This window comes from Microbacterium sp. A20 (assembly GCF_004794515.1).
In the GTDB taxonomy this organism is placed as follows: domain Bacteria; phylum Actinomycetota; class Actinomycetes; order Actinomycetales; family Microbacteriaceae; genus Microbacterium.
In genome coordinates this window covers 23,403-45,274 of record NZ_SSDF01000039.1, presented here as the reverse complement: position 1 = coordinate 45,274, position 21,872 = coordinate 23,403, and the positions used below count along the sequence as shown (strand labels likewise).

Here is a 21,872-nt window from a genome sequence, read left to right as displayed (position 1 = left end):
GAGCGGGGACAGCCGTGGCTGCGGGCGGTGCCGCTCCGGTGGCCAGCGACGGCGGCACGGCCGAGACCATCGAGTCGATGGCCGGCGAATCGGTCTGCTCCGGGGGCGCGCCCGGGGCGGTGCGATGCGCACCGATGACCCCGCCGGAGAGCCGTGCGCTCGGGATGTACTCGTCGGGAGCATCGCGATCGACCGGAGTCGCGAGGGAGGGCAGCGGCGCCCGCTCTTCATGCTCGGGCGTCTTCACGCGTTTGCGCGCGATGCGCATGCGCTTCTGGTCGTACGGATTCAGACCGCCGCGCACGTCCACGAACCACGTCGCCGCCGCGAGGTCGAGCCATCCCCGTCCGCGCCGCTCGATGTCGAACAATGGGGAGAGCATGATCACGAGGACCGGGCCGATGAGGGGAACGAGGAGGGATGCGCACGCCACCAGGTAGCGCACCACCGCGCCCCGCCAGAAGCCGGGACGCTCGAGGGTCTTCACGTTCACGGAGCGGATGCCGCAGATCGCCTTGCCGAGCGTCACGCCCTTGCGTCCGTGCAACACGAGTTGGACCACGGTGTACGCGATCATCAGCCCCTGGGAGGCGGCAGCGGCCACGATGAGCCACACCAGGTCGTCTCGGGCGAAGAATTCGGCGGGCTCGAACCCCCCGGAGACCGTCTGAACGAGCACCGGCGTCAGAGCGATGACGGCGGGCAGGGCGATGATCACCGCCACGGCCAACTCCACGAGCGCGGCGAGCACACGCGAACCGCGTCCCGCGGCGCGCAGCCCCAACGCTTCGGCGTATGCCGGATCGGGGCGTCCGTGCGCGTCGAGTCCTTCGATCTCGGGAGCGCCGTCGTCGATCTCCCAGATCACTCCTGCTCTCCCTCGGCCTCGTCGAGGGAGTGCGCGGTGTCGAGCAGGTGCAGGTCGCTCTTGCCCACCATTCGCGAGGCGATGACATGCTCGACCAGCCGCGCACGCCGGTTGGTCGCGAAGCTGCGCTGACCTCCGCGCATCCCCGGGACGCCGATCCGGTCGAGCTTGTCGCAGACGTTGTCGAGTTTGCGGTTGAACCGGGTGACCGTCCATCCGAGGCGCTCGGCCGCCTTGGCCGACGTCGGGATCTCGCTCATCCCGGTGCCGTCGCGGCGCAGCTGCGGTTCGGCGAGCGCGAGGATGAGCAGCTTCTGGCTGAGAGTCAGCGGCACGTCGCCGATGGTGGAGTCGCCCCCGTCGTCATGCTCGCGCCTGGTCGCATGGAACGTGGGTTCCGCCGCGTGCAAGGTGAGCTCGTACGTCGTGGGACCTGCGCTGAACACGATCGTCGTCTTCTCGAACACGAGCGGGAGGCGCGCACCCGGTGCGAGCCAGGCCTGCACCCCTCCGGCCGAGTCGGTCACCGTCGCCGTGAGGCGGGTGCCGACGTTCGACAGCCACCACAGGCCGTCTGCGTCGGTGATCTCCAAGAAGTGCCGATGCAGGAACAGGTTGTCGTCGAGCTCGAGGTCGCCCTCGCGGCCCACGATGAATCGTCCCCCGCGCTGGACGGGGAAGTACTCCCCCGCGAACTCGACAGTCACTCCTCCACCGCTCACTTCACGCACCCCCGCGTCGTCTCGGAGGCGCGACCGTCGTCGCGCCGCAGCATCACGTCGATGCAGACGGTCTCCGCCTCGGCGGGAACTGTCGCGGTCGCGTCCGTCGTCTGGATCGGAACGACCTCTCCCGACACCTCGACCTTCGACCAGATGAACGAGTCGCCTTCGAGTGGTGCCGCATTCGTCCAGGTGAAGACCACCTGATCGCCCTGGCGCGTACCGGCGAGATCGGCGACCTTGGGCACCATGTCGGTACCGACATCCTGCGGATCCACCGCCTCTGCGGTCTCCTGCGCCTCGGGCGTGATGCCGGCCACCAGGGCGTTCATCCCGATGACCGCTCCGATCACGACGACGACGGCGGCAGCGGCGAGAGTGATCCACAGGCCCTTGCGGCTGCGCGGCGGCGTCGGAACGGCTGTCGGTGCGGCCGAGGCGGGCGCGATCGGCGCGGAGGCGCCCGGAGCGGGGGCATCGGGGGCTACGACCCGCGGCGCGCGCGCGATCGTGCGGTCCTCGGCACCTGGCGCGGGCGGCACCACCGTCGGAGCCGAGGGAGCGCGCAGCTGCGTCTGCTCGACGGCCGATTCCGTGGGTGCGGGAGCGTCGAAGCGCGGGACGCCCGACAGCACCGCCGGCGGTTCCTTCCGTTGCGTCGTGGCCGAGGGGCGCGTGAACGCGTTCAGGTCCGGGTCGATGCTGACGATCTCCCGCACGCGGGTGAGACCGTCGCCGTCGTCCTCCTGCTCTTCGGCCGGCGGGTGCTCATCGACGATGTCGATCGGCGTCACCGAGTGCGAGAGTTCGATCTGCACCTTCTGCAGCGCCCGCGCGAACGCCACCGCGCTGGGGTAGCGATCGTCCGCGTTCTTGGCCATCGACCGTTCGAGCAGCCGCTGCAGGCTGTCCGGCGAATCCGGCCTCTTCAACGAGGGCAGCGCGGCACGCTCGATGCGCTCGATCAGGTCGGCGCTGGAGTTCCGCTCCCCCGGACGCTCGAACGGCGAACGACCGGCCAGCAGCGTGTAGAGGGTGGCACCCAGCGCCCAGACATCCGTGCGCGGCCCGCTCTGCGGCGGCTCGGTGAACGACTCCGGCGGCGACCACGGGATGGACATGCCCGACGCCTCGCCCGTGGCCCCCGTCGTCGACGCGATCCCGAAGTCGGTCAGCGCCGGGCGGTTGTACTCGGTGACGAGGATGTTCGCCGGCTTGATGTCACGGTGCAGCACCCCCGCACGGTGCGCGGTCTCCACCGCTCCGGCGACCTGGATGCCGACTCGGAGGGCCTCGGCGACCGAGAACGGCTCCTTGCGGGAGCGGATCTGGAGGTTCGGCCGAGGACAGTACTCCATCACGAGGTACGGGCGCCCGTCGCCGGCCACACCCGCCTGGTAGATCGTGACGATCGCGGGATGCGTGGACAGCATCGCCATGACGTTCGCCTCGTCGGCGAACTCCTGCGCAGCGCTGCTCGAGATGCGGTCGGCGAGCAGCACCTTCACCGCGACGCGGCGGCGCGGCATCTCCTGCTCGTAGAGGAACACATCGGCGAAGCCTCCGGTCCCCAGCGGCTCCACATACGTGAAGCCGGGCAGATCGGGCGGCGGCGAGGGACGACGGGTCACGGCAGATCCTCGAACGCGACGGTCACTCCGTCGCCGAGATCCACCACGTCGCCCGAGAGGACGAGCGTCTGCTCCCCGGGGTGCAGACGCACCGGGTCCGCACCCGGCCGGAGCAGCGTGGAGCCGTTCGTGGTGTGCAGGTCGATGATCACGACCGTGTCGCCCTCGGGCCGCACCTCCAGGTGGCTGCGCGAGATGTCCTGCTGCGGGCTCTCGACCGCGATCAGGTGCGGAAGGTTCGCTCCTGACGCACGGGTCGAACGCGGGCGGCGCCCGATGATGACGGTGCGATCGAGTGCAGCGACCTGCCCGGTGGAGAGGCGGATGCGTCCTGCTGATGCCGCGCCCTGAGCTGCAGCCACATCGAGCACCTCGGTCGGCGCGTCGTTCGGAGCCGGCGGCTGCTGACGCAGCGCACGGAGTTCGGCGGCCGAGACCGTCGACCCGTCGTGGTCGCCCTCCGGAGCGCTCGGGGCCGGCGGGGCCACAGGAGGGGTCCCGCCGGTGTGCACGGTCGCCCCCCACAGCTGATCGAAGTCGTCGTCGACGATGGGCGCGAGCGTGACCTCGGTGGGCGGGAGGAAGACGTCTTCGATGGGAGGGAGCGGTTCTTCGACGGGCTCCGGCTGCGGCTCGGGCTGCGGCTCGGGCTCCGGCTGGGACGCGGGTTCCCCCGCGACCGGCTCGGCCGCCGCGGTGCCGGCCGCGGATTCGCCCACGATCGGAGCGGGTCCGAGCGCTGCGGTCAGGGGTTCGGCGTCGCTCGGCTCGAGCTCGGCGCTCACGCCCGCTGCCCGCACGATGCCGCTCTGCACGGGCAGTCCATCGGCGTCCGCCGCCGTCTCCACCGTGATCTCGATCTTCGTCGCGCCGCCGAGGAAGCGCTCGTTCCAGGTCGTGACATCCTCGCCGGAGAGCTCGATCGACTCGGTCGCGCACTCGACGTGCGCCGACACGGCGCCGCGCAGCGCGATGCGGAGGTCGGCTCCCTCGGCGACCGCAGCGACGAAGGACGGCAGTGCGGCGAACGAGCCGCCGACATGCGTCGTCAGGACGTCGACGACGGTGGCGAGCGTCTTCTCCTCCGGCATCCGCTCCCACAGGCGCCCGACGACGTCGCCGGGGACATCGGGGGGCAGGGCGACGAGCGCGCCGGGGATGACGATCAGGAACCACTGTCCCGGTCGGTAGATGGTCTGCATCAGCGAACCCCTCCTGCTGCGGCTTCTCGTGGACGCGTGTCCAGGTCGATATCCGTGTCGTCGGTGGCCATGAGCGTCCCCGGCCTGGACGCCACCGAGACGGCGTCCACGACGATGACGGTGATGTTGTCCCGGCCGCCGGCGTTGACGGCGTCGTCGGTCAGCATCTCTGCGGCCTTCTGCGGATCGGGCTCGGAGGTCAGTACCTCGCGGATGCGGGCATCCGGCACCTCGGAGGTGAGACCGTCGGAGCACACCATGATCCGGTCGCCGAGCTCGGCGGGGAACATCCAATAGTCGGCATCGCCGGTGCTGCTCGCGCCGATCGCCCGGGTGATGATGTTGCGGCGGCTGTCGGAGATCGCATCCTCGGCGGTGAGCTCACCGGATTCGATCAGCTCCTGCACCACCGAGTGGTCGACGCTGATCTGCTCGAGCTCGCCGTCGGCCAGACGGTAGGTCCGCGAATCGCCGATGTTCACCGCGAGCCAGTACCCCATGCCGTCGACCGAGGCGATGACGACGCCGCTGAGGGTCGTTCCCGCACGGCCGTTTCCCGACGTCGACAGATCCTCGACGTTCGTCCGCGAGACCGACAGCGCCTGACGCACGTCGTCGAGTTCGAGCGCAGGACGACCGACGTAGCGGGAGAACTCGGCGATGACCGCCGCACTCGCACGCTCGCCCGCCTCATGCCCGCCCATTCCATCGGCGACGAGGAAGACGGGCGCCGATGCGAGGTGCGCATCCTCGTTGAGCAGGCGACGGAGCCCCGGATGCGTCGCAGACCCGGTGGAGACGATCAGTCCGGCCCTCATGCGTAGCCGCCGATCGTCATGATGCGGTCACCTATCTCGATCGCGTCTCCCAGACGCACAGGCACGCGCTGCCCGGCCGGGCACGCGATGCGCTGCCCGTCTCGGACGATGGTCATGCCGTTCGTGGAGTGCCGATCCAGCACCCAACCGCCGGACGTCTCGGCTGCGGCCTCGAAATGTGTCTTCGACAGCGAGAGCGTCTCATCACGCACGGACACGATCGTCGCGCCCTCTTCCGGGGAGGGATTGCGGCCGAAGACGGTGCGCCGAGAGACGGGCACGCGCGTGCCGTCGTCCCACGTGAAGACGAGTCGGTGCCCGGGAACACTGATCCTGGTGGCCTCCGGATCGTCGTCCGCGTCGTCGGCCTCCGCCGCACGCGCCGTCGCTGCCGGAGCAACCGCAGGTGCAGGTGCAGGTGCAGGTGCAGGTGCAGGTGCAGGAGGTACGGGAGGCACGGGAGCCGCGGCCGTCGCGAGAGGTGCGGGAGGCGCGGGAGGTGCCGCGGGTGCCGAGGAGGGCGAGGGATGCTGCTGGATCGTCGCGTCGAGCTCGGACTCCAGGGGCGGGGCGGGGCGCGGGGGCGCGTCCTGCGTGATGCCGGGCACGAAGGCGATCAGCGATCCGGTCTCGGCGACCGGAGCCGCGGGCCGGGGCGGCACGGGTGCAGGAGGCGCCGCGGGTGCCGGCGCAGGCGCGGCAGACGGAGCCGCCGGCTGCGGAAGCCCGGGGATCGCCGGCGCGGAGGGCACCGTCGAGAGGCCCGACTGCGGCTTGGCCGACGCATCCGCACGCGACGCCGTCGCGGCACCGGGGGCGGGCGACCAGCCGGATGCGGCCACCCTGGCGTCGAGCATCAGCGACGACGCGACCTTGTCGTGCCAGCCCTGGAAACGGCCCGAGCCGTCGAACAGCGGGCTGAAGTAGCCGACGACGATGGCTCCGGCGAGGCCGAAGATGATGTTGCGCAGCAGGGCGCGCCCGAAGCCGAGCGGGCTCCCATCCGCCGCCGACACGAGCCGCAGCCCCTGCGCGCGCATGCCGATGGAGCCGTTGCCGGCCTGCATGACGGTGTAGACGACGAACCAGGCGAGCAGCACCAGGCTCACGACGGGGCCGCCGATGAGCAGCACGGCGATCGAGGCCTCGAGCCCACCCGAGAGCGTCGAGGCGAGCAGCAGACCGCCGCCGAGAAGGATGCCGAGTCCGCCGGCGATCAGGGCGTCGATGACGTAGGCGACCGCGCGACGGGAGATCGGCGCGATCTGATCGAGCGCGGGCTGCGTCATGGGGTCTCACTCTCGGAGGACGGGGGCGTCGTGCTGTTCTTGATGGTGCCAGGTTCGCGGCGAACGCGCGCGGTCGCCGCATCCTTCAGACTCTGCAACCCGTTCGACATGGCTGTGCCCCCGAGCAGGGAGCGCATGCTCAGCCGGGCCTTCGTGCGCTTCCAGAAGCCGGCCTCCGCTCCGAGGCCGCCGACGATCTCATCGACCTCGTGCCAGAACGACTCCACGTCCTGCGGGCTGGGTTCCGTCGGACCGAACACCTCGGCGTCGGCCCGCTCGGCCAGCGCGGTGACCTGCGGGACGGTGAGCGAGGATGCCACGACCGCGGCCTCCTCGATGCGGGTGCCGCCGGGTGCCAGACGCGCACCGTAGTCGACGGCGCGGTCGGTCAGCTCGTCCCAGCCACCGCTGATGCGGTCGGAGGTGCGGGCTGCGGCGCGACGCGAACGGCGCTTCGCGGCCTTCCAGGCACCGATCACGATGAACGGCGAGGCGAGCACAGCGATCACCGCGAGCGAGATCCCGCCGATCAGCAGGATCGCGCCGATGATGCCGGCGAGGTTCAGGCTCTCGTCCTCCGACTCGCGGTCGTCGGGCAGAGTCGGCGGCAGGTCCACGGGCTCCTGCGGCGGGGGCGGGGGCTGCAGCACCTGCGGCTTCGGGTCGACGCGGGGCTTGGTGTTCTGGTCGTTCGGGACCTGGTCCTCGGGCGGGGTCGGGTTGAACGTCATCCATCCGACGCCCTCGAAGTTGACCTCGACCCAGGCGTGCACGTTGTCGCCGGTGGCGGTGAAGATCGCTTCTCCCGCCTGCTCGTCGTCGGGGTAGTACCCCATGACGACGCGGGCGGGGATGTCGAGCTGTCCGGCGAGCAAGGCCATCGCCACGGCGTACTGCTCGTCGTCGCCGATCATCTGGTCGGCGCCCACGAGCGTCGAGATGCGCTCGGCGGTGTGGCCGGCACGCGACAGCACCTCGCCCTCGAGGCCGTGGCTGAAGAAGCCGCCCTCGGAGAGGAAGGTCTCCAGTGCCCGCACCTGCTCGATCGGCGTCTCGGCGCCCGCCACGGTCTCCGCGGCCAGGGAGGTCAGCTCCTCCGGCACGTTGCTGGGCTTGGGCATCGCGACCTTGCCGAACGCCACCTCGGCCAGCTGCTCGTCGTCGGGCTCGCTCGGCATCACGGCGTCGACCACGTACTCGTCGCCCGCACTCAGCTTCGGGGTGGCCACCGCGGTGCCGGTCACCGTGTTGACGAAGGTGCCGCGGCGCAGGTCTTCGGCGCGGTCGCCGTCGAACCGGATCTCCGACAGCTCTCCCGCCGTCGGCATCCACACGCCGCGGTACTCGTCGATCGCGAACTTCAGCGTGACGGGGACGCCTTCCGCCTCCGGCGCCATGTTCGACCGCAGCGGGGCGAACGCGCTCGACGAGGTCGGGCCGCCGTCGGTGACGTTGTAGACCATGCCGTCGAACTGGTCCATCACGGCCGTGCGGATGCGGGCGCCCTTGGGCAGACCCTGCACGGTGAACAGCGTCTCCTCGGCCTCGTCGCGCACGTTCTTGCGGAACGCCTGCAGCGGGCTCGGGTAGTCGCGGATGTCGAACGGCGGGATGATCACGTCGCGGAACACGTGCCGAGGCTGTGCGGGGGTCGCGACGGCGGCCGTGGCGACACCGGCCCCACCCGCGACGGCCAGCACGGCGACCCCGGCCAGCAGACGCCGGGTGCGCATGTGCGCCGCACGGGATGGGTCGACCTCGCTCACCGAGACGGCCATGTTCTGCGGCGCCCAGAGCTGACGCAGTGCCAGCCACGACATGCTCACGACAGCGAACACGAGCCCCTGCACGAGAGGGAAGGCCGGCTCCGGGGTGCCGAGAGCGATCACGAGCATGAGCAGCACGCCGGCCGGCAGCAGCGCCCAGGCGACCTGCGACAGGCGCAGCGCCAGCGAGGCGGTCAGCGTCGTGACCACGAGCGCCAGCAGGAACGGGACGATCAGGTGCCCGTCGGCCGCCGCCACGGGGGCGACCGTGGTGAGCATCTGCTTCCAAGCCGTGACCGTGCCCAGCGCGAGTTTCTGCAGCGTCTCGAGGGTGGGGATGAATCCGAGGATCGCGGTCTGCGGCAGCGCGAACGCCGCGCCGAACACGAAGTACGCGGCGACGGTGAGCCCCGCGATGATCAGGATGCCCCAGCGACGCCACGTCGCGACGGCCGCGATCGCGAGGCCGAGCAGGATGCCGCCGATGACGGCCGGGAGGAACGAGGGCCCCGCGAAGGTGGGCCAGAACCCCACCATCGCCGTCGCGACCAGGAGCGCCGTCGCCCCGAGGTCGAGGATCCAGCGACGAGGGGCGAGCGTGGTGGACGCGGCGGGCGCGGTGGCGGGCGCGGTCATGCGAGCACCTTCTGCAGAGCGAGGGGAACCTGTTCGAGCGCGCCGACCGTGACGACGTCGGCGTCGCCGATGCGCCGCAGCGTCGGCGCGGTCGCGGTCGTGTCGGTGACGACCGCGAGCACCTTGGCCCCGAAGGGCAGGCGCGAGCAGGCGAGGCGGAGGTCGTCGGAGGGCACGCGGGAGCCGCACACGAGCACCACCACGCTGGCCAGCGGCATCGTGGCGGAGACGATACCGGCGAGGTCGGCGATGCCGCCCTCCTTCGCCTTGCTGTTCTCGACCGCAGCGAGGGAGTCCAGCAGTTGCTTGCCGGTGCCGGCGGGCAGCTCGCGGCCCTGCACGCGCACGTCGACGCGCTGCGAGTCGCGGAGTGCCCGAAGACCGATCGAGCCCGCCGCCGAGATGCCGAGCTCGAAGTCGTCGTCGGTGGCGTAGTCGCCCGCCGAGCGTGAGAGACCGATCACGAAGTGCGAGCGACGGGTCTCCTCGTACTGGCGGACCATCATCGTCCCGGTGCGGGCGGTCGAGCGCCAGTGCACGTGGCGCAGGTCGTCGCCGGGCTGATACTCGAGCAGTGCGTGGAAGGAGACGTCGTCACGGGAGAGATCCGCGGCCGGAAGCCCCTCGAGGTCGCGCAGGTAACCGAGCGACTGCCCGTCGAACAGCACGGTACGCGGGTGCACGAACAGGTCGACCGGATCGTCACGGCGGTGCGCGCGCTCGAAGAGACCGAGCGGGTCGCCGCGGACGACGCTCACCGGACCGACCTTGACCACACCGCGCCGCTGCGTGGGGATGGCGAAGAGCTCCTCCGCCTCCTCCCCCGGTGCGAGGCGCTGGATGCCGAACTCGCCGCGACCGGAGCCGACCGGGAGCACCACGCGCGAGGGCAGGATCGCTCTGCTGCCGCGGTTGGCCAGGGTGAGTGCGCCGACTGCGCGCTCCCCTACGACCACGCGGGTGCGGGCGAGGTCGAGCGAGACGTCGTAGGCGGTGCGTCCGATCAGGAACAGCGCGCAGACGCCGACGGCGATCGCGATCACCGCGGCCGCGATCGTGAACTCCGCCCAGCCGGCGACCTGCCCGATCACCCAGAAGCCGACGGCGATGGCCATCAGCACCCAGGCCAGCGGGCGGATCGCCGCGGTGATCTTCCGGAGGCGCGTCAGAAGGCGCGCGCCGATGACGGCCGCGACGTCACGCCATCCGGCGTCGCGTTCCGTCTGCGGCGGCGCCGCCTGAAGAGCCTCCGCGGTCATCAGGCCGCTGCTCGGGCCTGGGGTGCCGCGACGCCGTCGAGCACGCGGGCGATCACGGTGTCGCTGCTCGTACCGGCGAACTCCGCCTCGGCGTCGAGCAGCAGGCGGTGCTGCCAGACCGGTCGTGCGAGGGCCTTGATGTCGTCGGGCAGCACGAAGTGGCGGCCCTGCGCTGCGGCCCACACCTTGGCGATGCGGATCATCGCGATCGCGCCACGCACCGAGACGCCCAGGCGGATCGCGCCGTCTTCACGGGTCGCCTCGGCCAGCTCCGCCACGTAGCGCAGCACGGCCGGCTCCACGTGCACGGTGGCGGCGAGGTCGGCCATGTCGGCGACGGCGCTCGTCGTGATGATCGCCGAGAGCCCGGCCGACGGGTTGCGATCGGATGCTCCGGCGAGGATGCTCTCCGTGACCGCGAGGTCGGGGTATCCGATGGAGGTCTTGATCAGGAAGCGGTCGAGCTGGGCTTCGGGGAGCTTGTAGGTTCCCGCCTGCTCGATCGGGTTCTGCGTGGCGATGACGAGGAACGGGCGACCGGCCTCGTGCGTGACGCCGTCGACCGTGACCCGCGACTCCTCCATGACCTCGAGCAGCGCCGACTGCGTCTTCGGCGACGCACGGTTGATCTCGTCGGCCAGCACGATCGACGCGAAGATCGGTCCCTTGTGGAACTCGAACCGGTGCGACTGCTGGTCGTAGATCGTCACACCCGTGACGTCGGACGGCAGCAGGTCGGGCGTGAACTGGATGCGTGCGCTCGTGCCCTGCACGGTCGCCGCGAGCGCCTTGGCGAGGCTCGTCTTGCCGGTGCCGGGGGCGTCCTCGAGGAGCACGTGGCCCTCGGCGAGCATCGACGCCATCACCAGACCGACGATCTCCTTCTTGCCCTGCACCGCCTTGTCGACGTTCTCGACCAGACGCTGGAAGGTGCCCTGGAACCAGGCGGCCTGCTCGGGGGTCATTGTCATGAGTGTGGGGTTCCTTGTCGTGTGGGAGTTCGTGTGCCGGGAGCCGCCGCCGTTACGGCCACGTGGTGCCTTCGGACCAACCGACGCCTTGGATATCGGCCTGCAGGGTCCTGCCCATGCCGCCGTGCCAGCAGGAGAGCGTGATCGTGCCGTTGGCGGGCACGTTGTACCGGTTGTAGGTCGAGGTCTGTCCGGACGACGAGCGGTACGGCTGCCCGTTGTCGAGGCAGCGGATCATGTACGTGCCCGCGGGGACGTTCGCCGTGTTCAGGTTCAACTTGTAGCACGTGTCCGGGCTGCAGTTGCGGGAGTCCGGGCCCTGCGACGCCCACCAGCGCGGTTGCGGTCGGTCCTTCGCGGTGGCGCCCCTGGTCGGGCTCTCGTCCGACCACGCGCCGGTGTTGTCCATCGCCCGGGCCTTGATGCTGTGGTGCTCGCTGTAGGTGCCGACGTTGACCGAGCCGACCATCCCCACGTTCTGCCACCCGCCCCCGTCGACGCTGATCTGCACGACCTGGATGTCGCGCCCGTTCGGCGACCCGTTGGCATTCCAGTTCAGGCGCACCTGGCTCTCGAGCGACTCGGCGCTCACCGCCGGAGGACTCGGCTTCCCGTGCGGGTTGCCCTGCGCGGCGTTCGAGACGGCGCCGGCGTAGCTCGACCCCGCGAAGTCCGTTGTGAGGAGGCGGGTGATGGCCCGCACCTCGACGGTGTAGTTGTGGCCGTTGGTGAGTCCGCCGATGGTCTTGTTGCCCGGCAGAGCGTTCCAGCCGCCGCGGTCCAGCCGGTACTCGTAGGTGATCTCGCCCGCAGACGCGCCACCACTCGACCCCGGACGGAAGTCGATCACCAGCGCACGGTCGCGTTCTTCGACGACCTTCAGGCTCGTCGGCGCTCCGGGCGGAACCACGCCGCGTCGGGGCGCGGAGGGCGGGCTCATCTCGCCCCAACCGGCCTTGTTGTAGGCCTGGATGCGATAGGTGTACGCCGTCTCCGACGGGTCGACGACGACCGTCTGGCTCCTGGCTTCCGGCCCGGGGGTCATCGTGTCCACGACCTGGCCGCCCCGCAGCACCTCGAGTCGGTAGCCGCGGATGGCGTCGCCGTTGTTGTCCTGGTTGCCCCAGTTCACCGACATCTGCGCGCGACCGTTGACCGGCGCGAGCTCGGATGTGGTCGGAGCCGCTGCCGGAAGCGGAGGACCGGCGGGGATCTCGGATGACGACCAGCCGCTCCAGCTGGAAGGGTCGGGCGCCCTGTTGTGCGCCTGCACCCTGACCTGGTAGTCGGAGCCGTTCTCGAGACCCTCCCACGTGGTGGAGTTGCCCGTGACTTCCTTCTGCGTGATGCCGGAGGGCGGCGCGGGCGAGATCTCGAGCGTGTAGCGGTCGACCGGGGAACCCGGCGTCGACGGGGTGGTCCACGCCACCTTGAGCGACTTGTCGCCGAAGACCAGGGTCGGCGGGATCGGGGTGTCCGGACGAGCGTCTGGCCGTGCGGGAGCCGACAGCGCGGACGGCTCGGACTCGCCGACGCGGTTGGTCGCGGTCGCCTGGAAGGTGTACTCGACGTTGTTGGTCAGGCCGTCGAGCGTGCAGGTCGTGGACTGGCACTCCTTGCTGTACGAGCTGCCGCCGACCGACTTCACGGTGTACTTCGTGATCTCGGCGCCGTTGTTCGAGGGTGCCGAGAACGACACGACGACCGTCCGGTCCTGCACGCTCGCGATGACCGGGACGCCGGGCGCATCCGGCACATCCTGCACGGTGACGACGATCTGGCCGTTGACCTCGCGGTCGGCATCCTGCGTCGCATCTTGGATGCGGTAGCGCACCACGAGCGTTCCCACGAACGACTCGTTCGGCGTGACGGTGACCTCGCTGTCCGTGAACGTGACCTCGCCGGAACCCGACTCCGCGACCGCGGTCACGATCTTCAGGGGCGTCTCGGGGAACGGGTTGTAGTCGTTCGCGAGCGCGGGCACGGTGATGGTCTTGCCCGCATCCGCCTCGGCGATCGTGTCGGTGTTCGCCGCCGGCATCGACCTCGTCGAGGCCGTGACCATGACCTCGACCGTGCCCTCGACCGGTTCGGTCGTGCCGTCGGAGATGCGGATCTTGAGCGTGACGGCGGTGCCCTTCTTGGCGTTCGATGCGGCCTCGACGACGAGCTTGTCGTCGCCGTCGATCCGGGCGGAGACGCCCTTCTCCTCGCCGCCGACGAGGGAGTAGTCGTGCTTGCCCTCGTCTTCGGGGTCGGGGTCGTCGGTGAGGGCGGCCAGATCGAGCGAGGTCGCCGGCTCTCCGGGCGCGACGTTGACCTGTCCCTGCACGAAGGTGGGCTGCTGGTTCTCGGGCGGCAGCACGTTGATCGGGATGCTGAGCGTGGCCTTGCGCCCCTCGGGGTCGTCGGGTCCGTCGCCGTCGGTCACCTCGAAGGTGAGCGAGTCCGGTCCGAAGAATCCCTTGGCCGAGGTGTAGACGAGGGTGCTCTCGTCCTTGAGCAGGTCGGCGCCGTCGGCGTGGTTCGCGCTGATCCTCTCCTTCTCGGTGATCACCACGTCGCCACCACCGGCGACGGTGACGTACTCCGACAGCGGGATCTCCTCGGTCTCGCCGCTGACCACTTCGAGCGGCTTCGTCGAGGTGAGCGTCGGGCGCAGATCGGATCGCGAGGGCACGAAGATGAAAGCCGATGCCCGCTGATCGTCGCGGTCGACGAGGGTGTAGCGGATCAGCTGCAGCTCGTCGGTGACGGTGACGCGCACCTTGCCGTTCTCGAGCTGCGTGCCGCCCTCCCCGACCTCGACGGTGAGGCTGTCGGTGGTGCCGTCGGGGTCCTCGTCGTTGGCGAGGATCTCCAGGTCGGCGCTCAGGCCGCCGTCTTTCAGGTCCACCGGCTGCAGGCGGTCGTCGCGGGCGACCGGCGCCTGGAGCGGAACATCCTCGTCGACCGTGATCTGCAGCGTCGCCGTGGCTTCGGCCCCACGGGCGTCGACCGCGGTGTACTGCAGGGAGGTCTCGGTCGGGCCGTTCGGCGCCTGCACGAGCACCCGGTCACCGGAGACGCGCGCCTCCAGGCCGTCGGGAAGCTCGAGGCCGTCCTTGAGGAGCGAGACCTTGTCGCCCTCGGGGTCGGAGTCGTTCGCGAGAACGGGCACGGCGATCTCGCGACCGGGTCGCACCACCACCGCATCCTTCACCGCGTAGGGCGGCTGGTTGGTCTGCTCGGTGGGAGCGATGCCGACGCGGATGGTGGCGATGCCCTCCTTGCCGAGCCGATCGCGCACCCGGTACTTGAACACGTCGACGCCGGATGCTCCGTCGGAGGCCTCGTAGGTGAAGTAGTTCGGCCCGTTGGTGATGCGTCCCTTGGTGGGGCTCGACTCGATGCCCACGAGCTCGACCGAGTCGCCGTCGGTGTCGATGCCGTCGAGCGGCACCGCGATGTTCACCTCGGTGCCGGCGAGCGCGCGGGCGACGAGGTCCTGCGGACGCGGTGCCGCGTTGTTCTCCTCGTCGATCGGGAGGATCTGGATCGTGACGTAGCCGGCGGCCTTCTGCTGGCGCGAGTCGGAGACCTCGTACGTGAGGTACACCGTCTTGGCCTCGGGGCCCGCCTTGAAGCGCACCGCATCCTGCGACACGAAGGCCTCGCCGTCTTCGGGGTCGACGAACGGCTCGATGAGCTCGGGCTCGACGTGCATGACGTCGTCGCTCGGGTGGGTGTCGTTGTCGAGCACAGGGATCGTCACGACATCACCGACGCGGACGGTCGCCGTGTCGGGGTTGGCGATCGGCTGCAGGAGCTCCTCCGGCGCGGGGATCGGGATGACCACCACCTCGCCCTCGGCCGACTTGGAGCCGTTCGAGATGCGGTACTTGACGCGCACCTGCTCCTCGAGCGCGCCCTGATCCGTGATCCGCAGCGTCTCGTGGTTGAGGACCGACACCGAGATGCCGCTGCTCGGCTCCAGCGACACCGACTGCACGACGAGGATGCCGCCGGCGGGGTCGGTGTCGTTGTTGAGCACGCCCAGCAGCACGTCGCCGCCGGTGGGCAGCAGTGCGACGTCGCGGACGGCGACGGGTGGGAGGTCGGTCTCCGACTCGGGCATCACGTCGACGCGGACGATGCCCTCGCCGTTCTTCGGACCCGTCGTCACCTGGTACTGCACGTAGTAGACGCCCGGCTTCTCGGCCATGAAGGAGAAGGTCTTGTTGGCCGTGTTCGGGACGATCGTGGCGCCGGGGGTGTCGAGCACCCGGCTCAGACGCAGCTGCTCGCGCGAGGTGCTGGTGTCGTTCGCGGTCGGGGCGACGGTGACCTGCTCGCCCGCCCGCGTGATCACGTGGTCGGCGTTGGTCTTGGGGTTCGTCGAGCCCTGCGGGCGCACGTCGAGGGCGATGGTCGAGGTGCCGAGCTTGCCGAAGGCGTCTGCGACGGTGACCTGCACGTCCTTCCGCCCCTGCAGGCTCGCGGTCGCCTTGTAGGTGATCTGGCCGTCCTTGCTGAAGTCGACCTCGTCGCCCGGGGCGGCGAGCACCTCCTTCAGGTAGATGTCGTCACCGTCGGGATCGATCCAGTCCGGGAGGATGTTGTACGAGATCGTGCCGCCGGTCTCGACCGCGAGTGAGGTCTTCCGCTTCGACGTGGGGGCGGCGTTCTCGTTCCAGTCGTGCACCGCGAGCGACACGACCGCCGTGTCCTTGCCCTTGCGGCCGTCGTCGACCTCGTACGTGAAGCTGGCCGTGCCGGAGGCATCCTCGCCGACGGTGATCTGCAGCGAGCCGCCGTTGTTGATCGGCTGCACGGTGCCGATGGACGGCTGTGCCTCGGCGAGCGCCGCGACGAGCACGTCGCCGTCGGGATCGTTGTCGTTGTCGAGCACCGGGAGCAGCGTCGTGGCGCCGGGGCGCACGCCGTACGAGTCGTCTTCGGCGATCGGAGGCGTGTTCTCCTCGCTGCGCTCCGGGAGCGTGGTCTCGACCGTCTCCTCGGTCGAGTCCTCCTGGTTCTCCGTCTCGCCCTCGGGCGGGGTCAGGTCGTTCCAGTTGTCGACGCGCTGCAGGCTCTCGTTCGCCATCCAGGCGGCGCCGCCGACCGCGTCGTTGAGGATGATCACGTCGCGGTTGACGCGGAACGTCAGGCTCGCGGAGTCTTCGGCGCCGTCGATCGGGGAGTTCACATCGTTGCCGTCGCCGGGGCATTCGCGGATGAAGGTGGCCGATCCCGCCCAGGCCCCGTAGGTGCAGCCGCGGAGCCAGACCGGCGCCGCCGCAGTGCCGTCGCCGCCCGCCGAGGTCTGCTCCGGCTCACCGCCGTCGAGGGGGACGCGCACGAGTGCCGTCGGGGTGGCGATCGCGACGGCATCGGTCTCGGCCGACGCCTGCTGCAGCACGGCGTCCGCCGCGCCCTTGAGCTCGGTGCGCAGGCCTCCGGGAGTCGTGACGACCCCGGCCGCCTCGTCGAACACGACCGGCGTGCGTCCGACGGCGGTGATGGTGGGGCGCACCGACAGGTCGAGTTCGCCGACCGACGCGGCCGATGCCTCGCCGGGAGCACCCTCGTTGTCGACGGGGACGGTGACGACCTCGCCGCGTTCCCCGGAGAGCGCGAAGACGGTGCCGTCTTCGGCCACCGTCACATCGGAGTTCTCGCCGAGTTCGACGATGGGCTCGGCCGCCTCGATCTCGAACGAGGCGATGCCCTGCACCGGCACGACCCAGAGGTCACCGGACTTCTCGTCGAGGATGGCTGCCGTGTTGGCGCCCATCGCCACCTTGGCGGACGAGGGGATGATCGTGGAGTCGCCGAGCGAGACCCTGGCCGGATCGATCGCGGTGACCGTGGATGCGCTCTCGTCGACGACGAGCACGTTGGCAGCGGCCTGGAGGATGTCGTAGTTCTCGCTGGTGGTGCGCAGACCGCCGTCGAGGATCGTGGATTCGTTGTTGAAGTGGCCGACGAGCAGGCTCGACGTCTTGGTGATCCAGACGCCGCCGTCGTTCAGGTCGACCTTGGTGGTCGGGAACCCCTCATAGGTGAAGGCCATGGTCGTGATGGCGATGACGCCGACGGTGACGCCCGCGGCGGACGCCAGCGTCTTGGGTCGCGCGCGCATCCATGACAAGGCCTTCATGCCCGGTTCCCCCCCAGGGTCACACTCTCCGATTACTCGTGCGCGGGCCCGACTGGCCGCTGAGCACTCGTACATCCTAACCGTGCACTGATATTCCGCTCGATGGGGAGAAGTCCCCACGGCAACCTGCTAGGCGCGCCAGCACCCCGCGATGTGATCGCCGACCATCCCGGCCGACTGCATGAGGGCGTACATGGTGGTCGGCCCCACGAAGCGGAACCCTCGTCGACGCAGTTCCTTGCTCATCGCCGTCGATGCCGGGGTGACGGCCGGAACCTCCGCGAACGACGCCGGACGGGTGGCGGATGCCACCGGGGCGAACGACCACATCAGCTCGTCGAGCTCGCCCGGCGCCATCGCGCGCACGAGACGGGCGTTGCCGATGGTCGCCAGGATCTTGGCGCGGTTGCGGATGATGCCGGCATCCGCCATGAGTCGCTCGACATCGGCCGCATCGAACTCCGACACCACCTCGGGCTCGAAGCCGGCGAACACCTCTCGGAACCGCGGACGCTTGCGCAGGATCGTGATCCACGAGAGCCCGGCCTGGAAGCCCTCGAGCGCCATCTTCTCGAACAGTGCGCGGTCGCCGTGCAGGGGCACACCCCACTCCTCGTCGTGGTAGCGGCGGTACTCGTCGTCGTCGCCCACCCAGGCGCAGCGGTCGCGGGCGTCCGGGCCCGTGAGAAGAGAGGTCATCGTGTCAACGTATCGGCCCCCACCGACGTCAGTCGGCGAAGGTGGCCGCGTCGATCACGAACCGGTACCGCACGTCGGAGGCGAGCACGCGCTCGTAGGCGGCGTTGATCTCGGAGGCCGGGATCACCTCGATCTCGGCGGCGAGACCGTGCTCGGCGCAGAAGTCGAGCATCTCCTGGGTCTCGCCGATGCCGCCGATGTTGGATCCGGCGAGCGAACGGCGTCCGCCGATCAGCGACATGACACCGACCGACAGCGGTTCGGCGGGAGCGCCGACGCACACCAGCGCGCCGCCGACGTCGAGCAGGCTCAGGTACGAGCGCACATCGATCACCGCGCTCACCGTGTTCAGGATCACGTCGAACGACGAACGCAGCTCGCGGAACGTCGTCGGGTCGCTCGTCGCGCGGTAGTGGTCGGCGCCGAGTCGCAGGCCGTCGTCCTTCTTGCTCAGGGTCTGCGAGAGCACGGTGACCTCGGCGCCGAGCGCGTGCGCGATCTGCACGCCCATGTGGCCGAGGCCGCCGAGACCCACCACAGCGACGCGGGTGCCCGGACCGACGTTCCAGTGCCGCAGCGGCGAGTACGTCGTGATGCCGGCGCAGAGCAGGGGAGCTGCGGCATCCAAGGGCAGCGCGTCCGGGATCCGCAGCACGAACGCCTCGGTCACCACGACCTGCTCGGAGTAGCCGCCCTGTGTGACGGTGCCGTCGCGGTCCGTGCTGCCGTACGTCTGCACCGCGCCCTCGGTGCAGTACTGCTCCTCGCCGCGCAGGCAGTTGCGGCACTCGCCGCACGAGTTCACCAGGCAGCCGACGCCGACGCGGTCGCCGACCGCGTGCCGGGTCACGGCCTCTCCCACGGCCGCGACGGTTCCCGTGATCTCGTGTCCGGGTGCGAGCGGATACCTCTGCGGCCCCCAGTCGCCGCGCACCGTGTGAATGTCGGAGTGGCAGATGCCGGCGTACGCGATGTCGATGAGCACGTCGAGCGGTCCGAGCTCCCGCCGCTCGATCACGGTCTTCTCCAGCGGGGCGGCTTCGCGGGGTGCGGCGTAGGCGTGGACGCGGGTCACGGGGACTCCTTCTTCTGGTGGCGGCATCCACCCTACGCATCGCGTGCCGCCCGTCCTACCCGTGAGGGGCGTCCACCCCGGTCCGTCAAGGCCCCTGACGGTCCGTGCGGGCACTCCGTACCCTCGGCACATGAGCATCGACATCGAACGCATCGACGGGTACCTCGGCCGCTATGCAGCGTCTCTGTCGGATTTCGACGCCGAGGCCGCGGTGGCGCTGTGGTCGACGCCCGGGATGATCGCGGATGACCGGGTCTCCGGCGTCCTGGACACCCGGGAGGAGATGATCGCGGGGCTGAAGCAGTCGTACCCCCTGTACCGCGAACTCAGACTCGCGTCCGTCAGCCACGAGCTCCTCGACACGAACGAGCTGTCCGAGCGACTCGTCCTGGTGAAGGTCCGGTGGCTGTTCCGCGACGCCGCGGGAGAGCTGCTGACCGACGCGAACAGCTACTACCTGCTGCGCGACGAGGACGACGCGGGACTACAGGCGTGCGTCTGCGTCGAGACGGATTCCGCAGAGCACCTCCGGGCGCTGGCGGAGGAGCGCGGCATCGACCTCACGAAGTGGTCATCCTGACCGGCACGGTCTCGCCGGACTCGGTCAGCATCCGGCTCGCTCGGTACACCGGACGGGAGGATGCACACCTGTCGGGAGGATCGTGCGGATTCGTCCTGCACCTTGCACGATCTCCTGACAGATGAACTGCACCTGAACGGTCAGCGCTGCTGCTTCTTGAGCGCCTTCTCCTGGATCGGCGCCTTGCCGGTGGCGGCGAGGTCGGTGTAGTAGGCCCGAGCCTCGTCCTGCCGCTGCTTCTCGATGCCGCTCGCGATCGGCGCCCGCACATGCTCGGGCTCGTAGCCGAACGCGTTCACCAGGTCGAGGGCATGCGGGCGCAGCCGCGCGCACAGCCGGTCGATGTAACTCGACACGGCCGCGGCACGCTGGGTCGACAGGCGTCCGTGGATCAGGTGCCAGGCGAGGTGCTTCTCGATGAGCTGCAGCCCGAACAGGTCGCGCAGCCACGTGAGCACCTTCTTGGTGTCGGCGTCGTCGATCTGGTGCACGGCATCGGTGAACGCCTCCCACTGCAGCAGCTCGCCGTGCGCGCGGGCGGCCTCGATCAGCTCGGCCTGGTTCTCGTTGAACAGGCGGGCGCCGAGGGCCTTGTCCTTCGCGCCGGGACGCAGGCGGGAGGCGATGTCGGCGACCATCTGCTGCACGCGCCCGGCGAGCAGATCGTGCTGCTGCTCCTCGCGGAGTCCTCGCTCGACCGAACGGCTCACCTGCCCGAAGTCGGAGACGGCCTGGCCGAGCTGACGGAGCCCGGCACCGTGGAACAGCTTGCCCGCGGTCATCCCGACCGCGAACTTGGCGAGCGCCGCCGCATCCTTGCCCTGGAACTGCTTGGCGTAGTCGGTCAGCAGGCGCTTGCCGACGAGCTGCAGCAGCACGTTGTTGTCGCCCTCGAACGTGACGTAGATGTCGAGGTCGGCGCGCAGGCCCACCAGACGGTTCTCGAACATGAAGCCCGCACCGCCGGTGGCCTCGCGGGCCTCCTGCAGCGTGTCGAGAGCGTGCCAGGTCGACAGCGGCTTGAGGGCTGCGGCGAGCGTCTCGAGGTCTTCGCGGTCGGCCGGGGTGTCGGTGCGACCCGAGAAGACGCCGTCGAACTTCTGCAGGAACTCGTCGTGCGCGAAGATCTGCGCGTAGGTGGTGGCCAGGCGCGGCAGCAGGCGACGCTGGTGCTTGCCGTAGTCCATGAGCACGACCTCCTGCCCGTCCGCGCCGTCGAACTGGCGACGCTGGGTGGCGTAGGTGATCGCGATGTGGAGGCCCAGAGCGGATGCCCAGGATGCCGCGCCGTCGAGGGACACGCGGCCCTGCACCAGGGTGCCGAGCATCGTGAAGAACCGACGCCCGGGGCTGTCGATCGCGCTCGAGTAGGTGCCGTCGACCGCGACGTCGCCGTAGCGGTTCAGCAGGTTGGTGCGCGGGATGCGCACGTGGTCGAACGACAGGCGGCCGTTGTCGATGCCGTTGAGTCCGCCCTTGAGGCCGTCGTCCTCGCGGCCGATGCCGGGGAGGTCCTTGCCGTCTTCACCGCGCAGCGGCACGTAGAAGCAGTGCACACCGTGGTTCACGCCGTTGGTGATGAGCTGCGCGAACACGGTCGCCGCGACACCGTGCAGCGCCGCGTTGCCGAGGTACTCCTTGGTGGCGGCCCGGAACGGGGTGTTGATGACGAATTCCTCGGTGGCCGCATCGTAGGTCGCGGTCGTCCCGACGGCCGCCACATCCGAGCCGTGGCCGATCTCGGTCATCGCGAAGGCGCCGGGGATGGAGAGGTCCATGATGCCGGGGAGCCATTTCTCGTGGTGCTCCGCCGTGCCCAGCTGCAGCACGGCCGAGCCGAAGAGACCCCACTGCACGCCCGACTTGATCTGCAGGCTCGGGTCGGCGACCACGAGCTCCTCGAAGCCGGCGATGTTCGCCCCGTTGTTCTCCTCGCCGCCGAGCGACTTGGGGAACGCGCGGTGCACGGCCTTGTTCTCGACCAGCAGGTGCAGCTGGCTGAGCACGCGCTCGCGGTGCTCGTCCTTGCCGAGCTCGTCCTTGCGCCAGAATGCGGAATCCTTGATCATCTCGCGCGCCTGGCGGCGTACGTCGCCCCAGGTGCCCATCAGCGCCTCGTTCACTCGGGCGACGTCCATCTGCGGGGCGAGCGCGGTCGCGGGCGTTTCATCGGGTGTCGTCGAAGGACGGACGGCAGCGTCGACCATGGCATTC

At 70.0% G+C, this 21,872-nt stretch carries 14 protein-coding genes; 1 reads left to right on the top strand and 13 read right to left on the bottom strand.

What is annotated here, in order from left to right:
* The 12 genes from DW298_RS02435 to DW298_RS02380 form a co-directional block, all read right to left on the bottom strand.
* Window positions 1-868: RDD family protein (locus tag DW298_RS02435; protein WP_136040924.1), on the bottom strand; the 868-nt coding region annotated here is incomplete at its 3' end.
* Entirely contained in the window at window positions 865-1,575 is a 711-nt protein-coding gene (locus DW298_RS02430) for a hypothetical protein (RefSeq protein ID WP_136040923.1), read from the bottom strand. The genes DW298_RS02435 and DW298_RS02430, both read right to left, overlap by 4 nt.
* 11 nt (window positions 1,576-1,586) lie before the next feature.
* Window positions 1,587-3,221 carry a serine/threonine-protein kinase gene (locus DW298_RS02425; RefSeq protein ID WP_136040922.1) on the bottom strand — a complete coding sequence of 545 codons (1,635 nt, stop codon included), beginning with the start codon at window positions 3,219-3,221 and terminating at the stop codon, window positions 1,587-1,589.
* On the bottom strand, window positions 3,218-4,423 hold the full coding sequence (locus DW298_RS02420) for an FHA domain-containing protein (RefSeq protein WP_136040921.1): 1,206 nt from the start codon (window positions 4,421-4,423) through the stop codon (window positions 3,218-3,220). Before DW298_RS02420 ends, DW298_RS02425 begins: the two co-directional genes overlap by 4 nt.
* Window positions 4,423-5,241 (bottom strand): protein phosphatase 2C domain-containing protein, encoded by an 819-nt coding sequence (locus DW298_RS02415; protein ID WP_136040920.1) that lies wholly within the window; start codon window positions 5,239-5,241, stop codon window positions 4,423-4,425. The genes DW298_RS02420 and DW298_RS02415 overlap by 1 nt, the downstream gene beginning before the upstream one ends.
* Window positions 5,238-6,530: an RDD family protein gene (locus tag DW298_RS02410; RefSeq protein ID WP_136040919.1), complete on the bottom strand. Its 1,293-nt coding sequence runs from the start codon at window positions 6,528-6,530 to the stop codon at window positions 5,238-5,240. The genes DW298_RS02415 and DW298_RS02410 overlap by 4 nt, the downstream gene beginning before the upstream one ends.
* Window positions 6,527-8,932 carry a transglutaminase-like domain-containing protein gene (locus tag DW298_RS02405; RefSeq protein ID WP_136040918.1) on the bottom strand — a complete coding sequence of 802 codons (2,406 nt, stop codon included), beginning with the start codon at window positions 8,930-8,932 and terminating at the stop codon, window positions 6,527-6,529. Before DW298_RS02405 ends, DW298_RS02410 begins: the two co-directional genes overlap by 4 nt.
* On the bottom strand, window positions 8,929-10,191 hold the full coding sequence (locus DW298_RS02400) for a DUF58 domain-containing protein (protein ID WP_136040917.1): 1,263 nt from the start codon (window positions 10,189-10,191) through the stop codon (window positions 8,929-8,931). The genes DW298_RS02405 and DW298_RS02400 overlap by 4 nt, the downstream gene beginning before the upstream one ends.
* Window positions 10,191-11,162: a MoxR family ATPase gene (locus DW298_RS02395; protein WP_029261313.1), complete on the bottom strand. Its 972-nt coding sequence runs from the start codon at window positions 11,160-11,162 to the stop codon at window positions 10,191-10,193. Before DW298_RS02395 ends, DW298_RS02400 begins: the two co-directional genes overlap by 1 nt.
* A 52-nt stretch (window positions 11,163-11,214) precedes the next feature.
* The gene (locus DW298_RS02390; RefSeq protein WP_136040916.1) at window positions 11,215-17,304 is read right to left on the bottom strand and encodes an Ig-like domain-containing protein; all 6,090 of its coding nucleotides are present in this window, start codon (window positions 17,302-17,304) and stop codon (window positions 11,215-11,217) included.
* Window positions 17,305-17,433: 129 nt separating this feature from the next.
* Window positions 17,434-18,003 carry a DNA-3-methyladenine glycosylase I gene (locus DW298_RS02385; RefSeq protein WP_136040915.1) on the bottom strand — a complete coding sequence of 190 codons (570 nt, stop codon included), beginning with the start codon at window positions 18,001-18,003 and terminating at the stop codon, window positions 17,434-17,436.
* 28 nt (window positions 18,004-18,031) lie between these two features.
* Window positions 18,032-19,078, bottom strand: a complete 1,047-nt coding sequence (locus DW298_RS02380; protein WP_136040914.1) for an NAD(P)-dependent alcohol dehydrogenase — start codon at window positions 19,076-19,078, stop codon at window positions 18,032-18,034.
* 130 nt (window positions 19,079-19,208) lie between these two features.
* Here DW298_RS02380 and DW298_RS02375 point away from each other — a divergent pair, with 130 nt between their 5' ends.
* On the top strand, window positions 19,209-19,658 hold the full coding sequence (locus DW298_RS02375; RefSeq protein WP_136040913.1) for a hypothetical protein: 450 nt from the start codon (window positions 19,209-19,211) through the stop codon (window positions 19,656-19,658).
* A gap of 140 nt (window positions 19,659-19,798) precedes the next feature.
* Here the strand turns inward: DW298_RS02375 and DW298_RS02370 are convergent, their stop codons facing one another.
* Complete coding sequence (locus DW298_RS02370; protein WP_136040912.1) at window positions 19,799-21,865, bottom strand: acyl-CoA dehydrogenase; 2,067 nt, start codon at window positions 21,863-21,865, stop codon at window positions 19,799-19,801.
* Window positions 21,866-21,872: the final 7 nt, after the last annotated feature.

Bases quoted from the DNA above. Each gene is read 5' to 3' on its own strand.
- DW298_RS02410 (WP_136040919.1), bottom strand. From the start codon at position 6,530: ATGACGCAGCCCGCGCTCGATCAGATCGCGCCGATCTCCCGTCGCGCG.
- DW298_RS02395 (WP_029261313.1), bottom strand. From the start codon at position 11,162: ATGACAATGACCCCCGAGCAGGCCGCCTGGTTCCAGGGCACCTTCCAG.
- DW298_RS02405 (WP_136040918.1), bottom strand. From the start codon at position 8,932: ATGACCGCGCCCGCCACCGCGCCCGCCGCGTCCACCACGCTCGCCCCT.
- DW298_RS02415 (WP_136040920.1), bottom strand. From the start codon at position 5,241: ATGAGGGCCGGACTGATCGTCTCCACCGGGTCTGCGACGCATCCGGGG.
- DW298_RS02390 (WP_136040916.1), bottom strand. From the start codon at position 17,304: ATGAAGGCCTTGTCATGGATGCGCGCGCGACCCAAGACGCTGGCGTCC.
- DW298_RS02385 (WP_136040915.1), bottom strand. From the start codon at position 18,003: ATGACCTCTCTTCTCACGGGCCCGGACGCCCGCGACCGCTGCGCCTGG.
- DW298_RS02420 (WP_136040921.1), bottom strand. From the start codon at position 4,423: ATGCAGACCATCTACCGACCGGGACAGTGGTTCCTGATCGTCATCCCC.
- DW298_RS02400 (WP_136040917.1), bottom strand. From the start codon at position 10,191: ATGACCGCGGAGGCTCTTCAGGCGGCGCCGCCGCAGACGGAACGCGAC.
- DW298_RS02375 (WP_136040913.1), top strand. From the start codon at position 19,209: ATGAGCATCGACATCGAACGCATCGACGGGTACCTCGGCCGCTATGCA.
- DW298_RS02370 (WP_136040912.1), bottom strand. From the start codon at position 21,865: ATGGTCGACGCTGCCGTCCGTCCTTCGACGACACCCGATGAAACGCCC.